This is a genomic window from Micromonospora yasonensis (assembly GCF_026013475.1).
Lineage (GTDB): Bacteria > Actinomycetota > Actinomycetes > Mycobacteriales > Micromonosporaceae > Micromonospora > Micromonospora yasonensis.
Genome location: NZ_JAPDPH010000073.1, coordinates 19,058 through 29,891 on the forward strand (window position 1 = coordinate 19,058; position 10,834 = coordinate 29,891).

General features: G+C 73.9%; 8 protein-coding genes and 1 pseudogene. 2 read left to right on the top strand and 7 right to left on the bottom strand.

Going from position 1 to position 10,834, the window contains the following annotated elements; all coding sequences use genetic code 11:
- Positions 1-96: 96 nt before the first annotated feature.
- From ONA70_RS17015 to prmC, 3 genes are read right to left on the bottom strand one after another with little or no spacing between them, the layout of a single operon-like run.
- Positions 97-708 (bottom strand): arsenate reductase/protein-tyrosine-phosphatase family protein, encoded by a 612-nt coding sequence (locus ONA70_RS17015; RefSeq protein WP_265007420.1) that lies wholly within the window; start codon positions 706-708, stop codon positions 97-99.
- Positions 709-1,353, bottom strand: coding sequence for an L-threonylcarbamoyladenylate synthase (locus ONA70_RS17020; RefSeq protein ID WP_265007426.1), 645 nt, complete (start codon positions 1,351-1,353; stop codon positions 709-711).
- Entirely contained in the window at positions 1,353-2,300 is a 948-nt protein-coding gene (prmC, locus tag ONA70_RS17025; RefSeq protein WP_265007421.1) for a peptide chain release factor N(5)-glutamine methyltransferase, read from the bottom strand. Before prmC ends, ONA70_RS17020 begins: the two co-directional genes overlap by 1 nt.
- A gap of 74 nt (positions 2,301-2,374) precedes the next feature.
- Here prmC and ONA70_RS17030 point away from each other — a divergent pair, with 74 nt between their 5' ends.
- Complete coding sequence (locus ONA70_RS17030) at positions 2,375-3,928, top strand: GGDEF domain-containing protein (RefSeq protein WP_265007422.1); 1,554 nt, start codon at positions 2,375-2,377, stop codon at positions 3,926-3,928.
- Between the two features lie 122 nt (positions 3,929-4,050).
- On the opposite strand, the gene prfA is transcribed toward ONA70_RS17030, so the two are convergent.
- Together prfA and rpmE are read right to left on the bottom strand one after the other, a co-directional pair.
- Positions 4,051-5,139, bottom strand: a complete 1,089-nt coding sequence (gene prfA, locus ONA70_RS17035; RefSeq protein WP_265007423.1) for a peptide chain release factor 1 — start codon at positions 5,137-5,139, stop codon at positions 4,051-4,053.
- A gap of 109 nt (positions 5,140-5,248) precedes the next feature.
- A complete protein-coding gene (gene rpmE, locus ONA70_RS17040) occupies positions 5,249-5,473 on the bottom strand; it encodes a 50S ribosomal protein L31 (protein WP_073834647.1) in 225 nt (74 codons plus the stop codon).
- Between the two features lie 246 nt (positions 5,474-5,719).
- Between rpmE and ONA70_RS17045 the strand changes: the two genes are divergently transcribed.
- Positions 5,720-6,616 carry a phosphatase domain-containing protein gene (locus ONA70_RS17045; protein ID WP_265007424.1) on the top strand — a complete coding sequence of 299 codons (897 nt, stop codon included), beginning with the start codon at positions 5,720-5,722 and terminating at the stop codon, positions 6,614-6,616.
- 91 nt (positions 6,617-6,707) lie between these two features.
- Here ONA70_RS17045 and ONA70_RS17050 read toward each other — a convergent pair whose 3' ends face one another.
- Together ONA70_RS17050 and ONA70_RS17055 are read right to left on the bottom strand one after the other, a co-directional pair.
- A complete protein-coding gene (locus tag ONA70_RS17050) occupies positions 6,708-10,154 on the bottom strand; it encodes a phosphodiester glycosidase family protein (protein ID WP_265007425.1) in 3,447 nt (1,148 codons plus the stop codon).
- A gap of 140 nt (positions 10,155-10,294) precedes the next feature.
- Positions 10,295-10,834: pseudogene (locus tag ONA70_RS17055) on the bottom strand (transcription termination factor Rho); the annotation flags it as partial.

The following is a 10,834-nucleotide window of genomic DNA, read 5'->3' on the forward strand; positions in this document are numbered from 1 at the left end:
GAGCCGGCCGTAGGACCCGTTCAGAATGACCGGAATCGGCAGTCAGGCCGCCATCTTCGACAAAACACGCAGGAAGTTCGCGAGAAAGGATGAACCTCAGGGCAGCAGCGTGGCGGCCAGCGGGTGGACGGTCTCCTCGATCTCGTCGGCCACCCGGCTGAAGCACTGGTCGCCCCGGCCCCACGGGTCGTCGAGGTCGTCGGTGGGCAGCGGGGTGGCGCCCTGCCGGGCCGCGTCCGTCGCCGCCACCAGCGCCACGCCCCGGGCGTAGACCGCCTCCGGGGTGGCCTCGACCGGGGGCAGCCCGGCGGCGTCCACCCCGCCCAGCAGCCGGCCGAACTCGCCCAGCACGAACGTGCGCCCGGCGGCGTCCGGCCGCAGCGCCACCACGTACTCCTGCTGGTCGGCGGTGGCGGTGAGGACCAGGTCCGCGGCGTCGATCAGGTCGGAACGGAGCTTGCGGGCGGCGAAGCCGACGACGTCACCGCCGCGCGAGGCCACCTGGCGGGCCGCCGGCGGGTTCATCTCCTCGCCGGCGTGCCAGCCACCGGTGCCGGCGCTGTGGCTGTGCACCAGCTCGTCGGAGCGGTCCGGGTCGGCCCCGAGGCGGCCCAGCCGCTCGCGGACAGCCAGCACCAGCAGCCGCTCGGCCATCGGCGACCGGCAGATGTTGCCCATGCAGACGTGCAGGACGGTGAACGGCGGCACTCAGACCCCCCGCTCGTCGAGGATGTCCGGCACCACGTCGCGCAGCTTCTCCAGGGTCACCGCGCCCTGGCGCAGCACCCGGGGTACCTCGCCGGTGAGGTCGACGATGGTGCTCGGCACCGGGTCGAGCGCGGGGCCGGCCTCCAGATAGGCCCGGACGCCGTAGCCGAGCTGGTCGCGGGCCTCCTCGGCGGTGAGCGCGGCCGGCCGGCCGGCCTTGTTGGCCGACGCGACCGCCATCGGGCCGGTCTCCCGCAGCACCTCCAGCGCCACCGGGTGCAGCGGCATGCGGACCGCCACCGTGCCGCTGGAGTCGCCCAGGTCCCAGGCCAGGCTCGGCGAGTGCTCCACCACGATCGTCAGCGCGCCCGGCCAGAACGCCTCGACCAGGTCCCGCGCCGAGCGGGGCAGGGAGAACACCAGGCCGTCGAGGGTGTGCCGGGAACCGATGAGCACCGGGGGCGCCTGCCGCGCGCCACCCTTGGCGTCCGCGAGCGCCTTGACCGCGTACGGGGTGAAGGCGTCGGCGCCGATGCCGTAGACCGTGTCGGTCGGCAGGACGACGAGTTCCCCGTTCTTGACCGCCTCGATGGCAGCGGCGATGCCGCGGTCCCGGTCGGCGGGCGACCGACAGTCGTAGAGCATCACGAGGAGCCAGTCTGCCACGCCGGGGCGGGGTCGGCGTGCTGGCCGTCCGCCCGGCGGGACGCGGTGGCGAACCGGGGCCGCCCGACCAGGTCCCGGTGCTCCTCGACGTGCTCGTACCGGCCGTCCGCGGCGAGCAGCGCCGGCACCGCGGCGCCGTGCGTGTCGTCGTGCTCGACGCCCACCGCGCCGGCGGGGCGCAGCAGCGCCGCCGCCCGGGCCAGCACCGGGCGGATCACCGCCAGTCCGTCCGCCCCGCCGAAGACCGCCTCGTCCGGGTCGTACCCGGCCACCTCGGGGGGTACGACCACCGAGCGCGGCACGTACGGCGGGTTGCAGAGCAGCACGTCCACCCGGCCGACGAGGTCGGCGAGGAGATGCGGGTCGGTGACGTCGGCCGCGACCACCTCGATCGGGGTGTCGCCGGCGGCGGCCCGGTCAGCGGCGTTGCGACGCAACCAGGCCAGCGCGGCGTGGGACCGCTCCACGGCCACCACCCGGGCGGCCGGCAGTTCCTGGGCCACCGCCAGGGCGATCGCGCCGGAGCCGCTGCACAGGTCCACCACCAGCGGGGCGGCGTGGCGCCGCGCCTGCTCCACCCCCCAGCCGGCGAGCAGTTCGGTCTCCGGGCGGGGTACGAACACCCCGGGGCCGACCGCCAGCTCCAGGTGCCGGAAGCCGGCAACCCCGGTCAGGTGCTGCAGCGGCTCCCGGGCCACCCGCCGGGCCACCAGCGCGTCCAGCCGGTCCCGGTGGGCCGGCGTGAAGCCGTCGGCCAGCGCGAGCCGGCCGCGCGGCACCTCCAGCACGTACGCCGCGAGCAGCTCGGCCTCCGCCCGGGGGGCCTCGACACCGGCCGCGGCCAGCGCACGGGCCGCCCGGGCGACGACCAGCGAGGGGCGCTCGCGTTCTGTCCCTTCGGACGGGTGTTGCGGGACGAAGGCCACGACATAATCATGGAGCGTCGCGGGTCACAGCACGAGCGGGTGCGTCCGGACGCACACCGACAGGGAGGCACGGAGTGGGCTGGCTCGACCGGGTCGAGGACCAGGTTGACGCCCTGCGGCGTGCCCGGACATTGCAGGAGTCCAGCCGCTCGGCCGAGGCGTGCGCCCTGCTCGACCGGGTGATCCGCACCACCGAGGACCCGTACGCCCGCGCCGACGCGCTGGTCCAGCGCCTCTCCGCAGTGATCAATCTCGGCCGCACCGCCGAGTACACCCGGGCCATCGAGGAGGCGTCCGCCGCCGTCCGGGACCTGGCCGAGCCGTACCTGCACGGGCACCTGAACGCCCTCGCCGCGCTCGCCGCGCACCACCAGGGGGCGCTGGACCGCTGCGTCACCCATCTGGTCAAGGCCGCCCGCTGGCTGACCGCCGACGACGACCCGGACCGGGACACCGCGTGGGGCTGGCACGACCTGGCCATGGCCTACTCCTACCTCAGCTTCCACGGGCACGCCCTCGGTGCGATCGAACGGGCCCGGCAGGTGGGGCTCACCGCCGGCATCCCCGAGGAGACCTTCGCCGCTCCGGGCATCCGGCTGCGCAACGCCGTCGCCCTCGACCACAACGGCGACAGCGACGGCTGTCTGCGGGTGCTGCGCGACGTGGCCGGCGACTTCAACCGCTTCCTGCGCAGCGGGCGCGCCGGCAACATCCGGCCGAGCAGCCTGGCCGCGTACGGGTACGCCGGGGCCCGCCGGGCCGCCCTCGGCGACCGGGTGGCCACCGGCACCGACGCCGACCCGGCCCGGCTGCTCGGACACGGGGCCGACAGCGCCCGCGCCCGGGACATGCGCCAATTCGGCCAGGTCTGCCTGGCCATCGCGGACGGCCGGCCGATCGAGGCGGTGACTCGGCTGGACACCACGCGGGTCTCCATCGAGACGCTCGGCGCCGCCGAGGCGCCCCGGCTGCGCAGCATCGCGCTGGCCCGGGCCGGGGACCATGCCGCCGCGCACCGGGCCGACCGGCACGCGTTCCGGCTTGCCGCCCAGCGCAACGACCGGCTGCGGGACGTCTACATCGAGGGCATCGCCGCCCGGATCGACCACGAGGAGATGCGCCGCGAGGCCGCCCGGTACGAGGGCGAGGCGCTCACCGACCCGCTCACCGGGCTGCCCAACCGGCGCCGCCTGGAGCGCTACATCGGCGCGGTGGTCGCCCGGGGCGAGCGGGTCGTGATCGGCGTCTGCGACCTGGACGGCTTCAAGGCGGTGAACACCCGGCACGGCCACCACTCGGGCGACCTGGTGCTGCAACGGATCGCCGGGGTGATCAACCGGGTGATGCGGCGGGGCGACTTCGTGGCCCGCTACGGCGGGGACGAGTTCGTCGTGGTGCTGCCGGAGGCGGGCATGACCGAGGCGGCCGAGGTGGCCCGCCGGATCCAGGCCGCCGTCCGCACCGAGGACTGGGAATCGCTGGTGCCGGGCACCCCGGTCGGGGTGAGCATCGGCTTCGCCGAGGTGAACGGCGGCTCCGGGGCGAGCGTCCGGGAGGCCCTGGGCGCCGCGTTCGAGCTGGCCGACCGGGAGATGCTCCGCGCCAAGGACCGCCTCCGCGCCTCCTGACCGCGCCCGCCGGGGCGCGTCGACACGTCGTCAAGATCCGCACAACTTCGGGGAAGTTGTGGCCTCCGCGCGTCGGCGAGGCAGCAACTTCCGGAAAGCTGCTGACCAGCCAGCGGCCCCCGTCAGCGGCGGGTGAGTTCGGTGTCGCCCGCCAGGCGGGCGGTCCGGTCGGCCCCGGCCAGCGCGTCCAGGACGCCGTCCAGTTCGCCACCGAGGGCCAGGTCGAGGTTGTACGCGGTGTAGCCGATCCGGTGGTCGGTGATCCGGTTCTGCGGGAAGTTGTAGGTGCGGATCCGCTCCGACCGGTCCACCGTGCGGACCTGCGCCTTACGGGCGTCCGAGGCCGCGGCGTCGGCCTGCTCCTGAGCGGCGGCGAGCAGCCGGGCCCGCAGGATCCGCATGGCCTGCTCCCGGTTCTGCAGCTGGGACTTCTCGTTCTGGCAGGAGACCACGATCCCGGTGGGCACGTGGGTGATCCGGACCGCCGAGTCGGTGGTGTTGACCGACTGGCCACCGGGCCCGGACGACCGGAAGACGTCGATCCGCAGGTCGTTCGGGTCGATGCTGACGTCGACGTCCTCGGCCTCGGGCAGCACCAGCACGCCGGCCGCGCTGGTGTGGATCCGGCCCTGCGACTCGGTGACCGGGACGCGCTGCACCCGGTGCACGCCGCCCTCCCACTTGAGTCGCGACCAGACCCCGTTGCCGCCCTCCGGGACGCCCTTGGTCTTGATCGCCAGGGAGACGTCCTTGACGCCACCGAGGTCGGAGTCCTGGGAGTCGATCACCTCGGTGATCCAGCCGTGCCGCTCGGCGTACCGGGTGTACATCCGGAGCAGGTCGCCGGCGAAGAGCGCCGACTCCTCGCCGCCCTCGCCGGCCTTGATCTCGACGATGACGTCCTTCGCGTCGTGCGGGTCGCGCGGAATCAGCAGCTCGGCGAGCTTCTCCTCGAGCGCGGGCAGGCTCGCGGCGATCGCCTCCGCCTCGGCGGCGAAGGCCGGGTCCTCGGCGGCCAGCTCGCGGGCGGCGGCCAGGTCGGCCCGGGCCTGCTCCAGCTCGCCGGCGGCCTTGTGCACCGGGACCAGTTCGGCGTAGCGCCGGCCGACCCGCCGGGCGGTGCCCTGGTCGGCGTGAATGGTGGGGTCGGCCAGCCGCTGCTCCAGCTCGGCGTACTCGTCGAGGAGGGCGGCCAGGCGCTCACTGCTCATGCTGCGGATGCTCCTTCGACGACGACCGGACGGGAACGGGTGGAAATGGGCGGAAACGGACGGACGCCCGCGCCCGGCGGGGAGCCGGACACGGGCGTCGTCGAAGGAGCTACTTGGCCTTCTTGGCCTGAACCTTGGCGTACTTCTGCTGGAACTTCGCGACCCGACCGGCGGTGTCCAGCACGCGCTGCTTACCGGTGTAGAACGGGTGGCAGGCGCTGCAGGTCTCGACGCTGATCTGACCGCCCTTGGCGGTGCTGCGGGTCGTGAAGGTGTTGCCGCAGGAGCAGCGGACCTCGGTGGTCACGTACTCCGGGTGGATGTTGGGCTTCATGTCGCCTCGGTCCTTTCGTGGTTGGTCGCCGGGTCGCCGTCGTGATCCCCGTCGTTTGCGACGGGCTCGGGCGTGAACCGGAACCGGTGGCCGATTGACCAGTGTGCCATGGGCGTCAGCCGACCCGGCGAGCGGGCCGCACACGAGATCCGGCAGGCGCAACGCTCACCTCCCCGTACGCATTCCCACGCGACTCGTGGGCATTCGTCAGGGCGGTACCCCACTGGGACGAACGGGAGGTATGGGATGTTCCGCCTGATCGCCACCCGTGGGCTGCCCGCCTCCGGCAAGACCACCTTCGCCCGGCGCCTGCAGCCCGGCGTGGTCCGGGTCAACCGGGACGACCTGCGCCGGATGATGCACGGCGAGCGGCTGTTCACCCAGTGGGCCGAGGGGCAGGTCACCCGGGCCCAGCGCGCGCAGGTGGAGGCGCTGCTGGCGGCCCGGGTGAGCGTCTGCGTGGACGACACCAACCTGCGCTCCCGCACGCTGCGCGACTGGGCCGAGCTGGCCGAGCGGTTCGGCGCGACGTTCGAGGTGCACGACTTCACCGACGTGCCGCTGGAGGAGTGCCTGCGCCGGGACGCCGCCCGCCCCGAGTCCGACCGGGTGGGCGAGGCGGCGATCCGCCGGCTGCACGAGCGTTACCTGGCCAACCGCCCGCTGCCGCTGCCGGTGCCGACGGCCCGTACGGGCACGCCGGCCGCGGTCCATCCACCGCACCCCGAGCAGCCGGCGATCGTGCTGGTCGACATCGACGGCACGGTCGCGTTGAACGTCTCGCGCAGCCCGTACGACATGACCCGGGTCGCGGAGGACGCGCCGAACGAGGCGGTGATCGCGGCGGTCCGGGCGATGCACGCGGCCGGCCACGGGGTGATCTTCTGCTCGGGCCGGGACGCCACCGCGCGGGCCGACACGGAAGCCTGGCTGGCCCGGCACGTCCAGGTGCCGTACCTGGCACTGCACCTGCGGGCCGTCGGCGACCACCGCAAGGACGCGGTGGTCAAGCAGGAGATCTACGAGCGGGAGGTCCGGGACCGGTACCGGGTGGTCGGCGTGTTCGACGACCGGCAGCAGGTGGTCCGGATGTGGCGCTCGCTCGGCCTGACCGTCTTCCAGGTGGCCGAGGGCGACTTCTGAGGTGCAAGGAAGGGCCCCCTGTTAACGCCTCCGGCAGAGCAGGGGCCCCCTGTTAACGCCCGGGCGTTAAGAGGGGGCCCCTGCTTTCACCTCAGGCGGCGGGCGCCTCCGCCGCCGAGAGGGTCACCGTCGCCTCGGCGCGGACGCCGTTGACGGTCACCGCGAGCAGCACCTGCGCGCCGGGGCGTAGCGCGGTCAGCACGCCGGTCGCCGGATCGAACCGGGCCACGTGCCAGGGCTTCACCCCGTCCGCGCCGCCGATGTGCAGGTTCGGCGAGCCGGACCAGTCGGCGCTGACCGGCGCGGCCACCGGGACGGTACGGCCGCCGGGCTGGGTGAGCGTGGCGCTCACCGGCGCCGGGGCGCCGACCGCCACGCTCGCCGGCACGGCCAGGGCGAGCCGATCGACGTGGGCGTGGAACTCCGCCTCGACCCACTCCGGCCCCTCGGCGAGCGGGTCGCGGCGGGCCCGCTCGGCCTCCTCCGGGGTCACCGGGTCGACGCCGAACTCGGTCCAGCCGGTGAAGCCGCCGAGCTGGGCCGGGGTGGAGGGGTTCTTGCCGGAGTTGCCGTTGATCACGTGCGGGACGCCGTCCACCCGGTCGGCGTGGAAGGTGCCCACGTGCCCGTTGACCATCAGCGCGCCCTTGCCGGTGCGGTGCTGGAAGTCGGCCAGCCACTGCTCCACCAGGGCCGCCTCCTTCCGGTCCCCGAGCTGGCTGGCCTTGGCCGGGCTGGGGTCACGGGGCGGGTGATGGAAAAGCACCGCGACCGAGCCGACGGCCGGGTCGGCGGCCGCCGCGTCCAGGGTGTGCCGCAGCAGCTCCACCTGGTCGAAGCCGCCGCCCCGGAGCGAGCCGGTGGCCGTGCTCAGGGTGACGAACCGGGTGCCCTGGTGGTCGAAGACCCGCGAGGTGTCGCCGAAGACGCCGCGGAAGTTGCCGATCGGGGCACCCATGATCTCGTGGTTGCCCGGGACGTAGTAGTACGGCAGCTCGCCGGCCAGTTCCTCGTCCAGGATCCGCTTGGCCAGCGCGAAGTCCGCCGGGTACGCGGTGTCCACGAAGTCCCCGTCGATGATCAGGAAGTCCGGCTTCGCCGCCTTGATCTCGCGAAGCGTACGGCGGGCCTGGGCGACCAGGTCGCTGTCCGGATCGGCGGCGACGAACTGGGCGTCGGACATCACCGCGAACCGCCAGGGCGCGCCGTCGACCGTGCCGTCGCGCAGCACCACCCGGTCGGTGCGGTTCTCCTCGGCCGGGGCGTCCAGGGTGGGTGGCACCCGGGCCACCAGGTCGTCGATCACGACCTCGCTCTTGTACTGCTTGGCCGGGTCGGTCTCGGCCACGTAGAACCGGCGCACCCGCACCGGGTACTGCACGCCCGGCGGCACGGCGAACTCGACGTACCGCCAGCCGGTCCAGGTGACGTACGGGCCGCGCAGCACGAACTGGGTGTCCTGGGCGTCGTGCAGGTGCAGGCTCGGCCACTCCCCGGTGCCGTTGCCCTTGATCCACATGCCGAACGCCTGCGGCTGGCCGGGGACGGCGATCCAGGCCGGCGGGTCCGCGTACGCGGCCCGGGTGCCGGTGGACTGGCTGAAGTCGTACGACATCCGCAGGCCGGTGCCGGTGTGCCCCGGGGCGGGGGCGACCGCGCCGCTGGCCCGGGCCTGGCTGAACTTCCAGGACGCCGCGTCGTCGAAACCGGCCACCGGTACGTCGGTCAGCCCGACGGTCACCGGCAGCACGGTGGTGTGCGTTCCGACGTGGACGGTGACCAGGGCGGAGCCGGTGCCGTCGAGCGCCTTGACCGACAGGTTGCCGTCCGCCGTCGGGGTGACCGCGAGCAGCTCGTGGTCGTACTCCAGGCGCAGGTCGGCGGGCTCGATCGGGGCGGTGTTGCCCTCGGCGTCGTAGCCGACCACCCCGAACAGGCCGGTGTCCCCCTGGTTGTTCAGGCCGAGCCGGTCGACGGTGCCGTCGATCCGCTCCAGCGGGCCGAGCACGGTCAGGTCCAGGGTGCCCCGGGCCTCCTCGCGCCAGGCGGTGACGGTGCTGTGGCCGGGGCGGTCGGCCCGGAAGACACCCTGGTCGTCCACCGTGCCCTGGGCGGCCGGATTGGCCCGCCACTGCGGCGCGCCGGCGGCCGGCCCGTACGTCTCGTCGTAGCCGGCGGCGGTGAGCCGGCGGGTGAGACCGGGAAAGACCCGGTCCGGCCGGCCGCCCCGGACCGGGGCGACGCCCGGCGCGGCGGTCGGGTCGCTCGCGGTCTCCAGCCAGTAGCCGGTGAGCCGGCCGCTGCCCTCCGGGGCGTAGATGGCCAGGCCGTTCGGCACCGGCCGCTCGCTGCCGTCCGACGGGCTGTTCTCCACCTGGACCGTGGCCGCGCCGGGCTCCCGGGCCAGCAGGGTCGACGAGCCGCCGCCGTCGAGGTTGAGCGCGTTCGCCGCGCCCAGCTCGGCCATCATCCGGCCCATCTCGGTCTGGGTGACGCCCCGGCTGTCGACCTGCCGGCCGTCGACGGTCAGCATGATCATTCTACGCCCGTCGGCGGAGAAGCCGACCGAGGTGCGCGGGGCGAGGCTCTGGTCGGCGATGGTCTGCACCACGCCGTCCCGGACCAGCACGTTGCCGCCGCCGACAGCGGCCCGCAGGCTGCTGCCGTCGGCGGACTTCGGCCGCCAGGTCACGTCGACCGGGTCGCCGGGGCGCAGCTCCGTTAGGGCGTCCGCCCCGGCCTCCCGGCCGACCAGCACGGTGGTTCCGGCCGGGATCGGCCCCTCACCCGCCGCGCCGGCCACGGTCACGACCCTGCCGCCGGTCACCGTCACCTCGGCCACCCGGGCCGCGCCCTCCACGGCGCGCCGGCGGGTGTACGTCCCCCAGAGCGGGGTGAAGACGCCGACCCCGTCCCGCTGCACCATGTTGTTGAACTGGGTCAGCGGGAGCGGCCCGGCCGGCAGGGTCGCGCTGCCCTCGAAGCCGACCTGGATGATCCGGCCCAGCCCCTCCGGGCTGATCGCGGCGGCATTGGTGTGCCCGGCGACCGGTGACTGGACCAGCTCCCCGGAGCGGATGCCGATGCCCTGGGCAGCGCCGGAGTTGTTGATGTCGAAGAAGTCACCGTTGACCGCGGCCACGGCCCGCGAGCGGTCCACGGCGGCGCGCAGCGGCTCGTCCCGGGTGACCGCGCCGGAGTTGACGTAATCCACGGTGACGCCGCCGGATAGGTCGGCGGTGAGGGCGTCGGCCCGCAGCCAGCCGTCGGCGTCGTACCGGTCGAAGGAGGTCAGGTCGAGTCCGGGGGCGACCGGACGGGTGGTCTTCGCGGTCTCGAGGCCGCCGGCCGGCTCCAGGCCGGAGGCGAGGGTGACCGCCGGATCGGGGCGGGAGGAGGCGGCCGGGGCGTCCTCGGCGGGCGTGGCGGTCTCGGCCGCGGGCGCCGCGACGCCGGCCGGCACGGGTCCGGCCAGGGTGAGCACCGGCGCCAGCAGCAGGACGCCGGCGAGACGGGCGGATCGACTGCGGGTACGCATGGGCGACAGTCAACCCGGAACTGAACAGAAGTTTCAAGAGCAATCCGCTTAAGCGAAGAAAAACTTCAAGCCCCGTCCCCGGTACGCGAAGAGGGGCACGGCCAGGTGGCCGTGCCCCTCTTCGGGTCGCTCCTGTCAGGTCACTCGCCCGGAGCGGACTTCGCGATCTGCATCAGGAACTCGATGTTCGTCCGGGACTGCTTGAGCCGGTCCAGCAGGAGATCGAGCGCCGCCTGCGAGTCCAGCGAGTGCAGCACCTTCCGGAGCTTGTGGACGATCGCCAGCTCCTCCGGCGCGAGCAGGACCTCCTCCTTACGCGTGCCGGAGGGGTTGATGTCGATCGCCGGGAAGACCCGCTTGTCGGCGATCTTCCGGTCCAGCTTGAGCTCGGCGTTACCGGTGCCCTTGAACTCCTCGAAGATGACCGTGTCCGCCATGGACCCGGTCTCCACCAGCGCGGTGGCGAGGATGGTCAGCGAGCCGCCGTTCTCGATGTTGCGCGCCGCGCCCAGGAAGCGCTTCGGCGGGTAGAGCGCGGTGGAGTCGATACCACCCGACATGATCCGGCCGCTGGCCGGCGCCGCCAGGTTGTACGACCGACCGAGCCGGGTCACCGAGTCGAGCAGCACGACCACGTCGTGGCCCAGCTCGACCAGGCGCTTCGCCCGCTCGATCGCCAG

Excerpts from the sequence above, each read along its gene's own strand:
- ONA70_RS17020 (WP_265007426.1), bottom strand. The coding sequence starts at position 1,353 with ATGCTCTACGACTGTCGGTCGCCCGCCGACCGGGACCGCGGCATCGCC.
- prfA (WP_265007423.1), bottom strand. The coding sequence starts at position 5,139 with ATGAGCAGTGAGCGCCTGGCCGCCCTCCTCGACGAGTACGCCGAGCTG.
- rpmE (WP_073834647.1), bottom strand. The coding sequence starts at position 5,473 with ATGAAGCCCAACATCCACCCGGAGTACGTGACCACCGAGGTCCGCTGC.
- ONA70_RS17045 (WP_265007424.1), top strand. The coding sequence starts at position 5,720 with ATGTTCCGCCTGATCGCCACCCGTGGGCTGCCCGCCTCCGGCAAGACC.
- ONA70_RS17050 (WP_265007425.1), bottom strand. The coding sequence starts at position 10,154 with ATGCGTACCCGCAGTCGATCCGCCCGTCTCGCCGGCGTCCTGCTGCTG.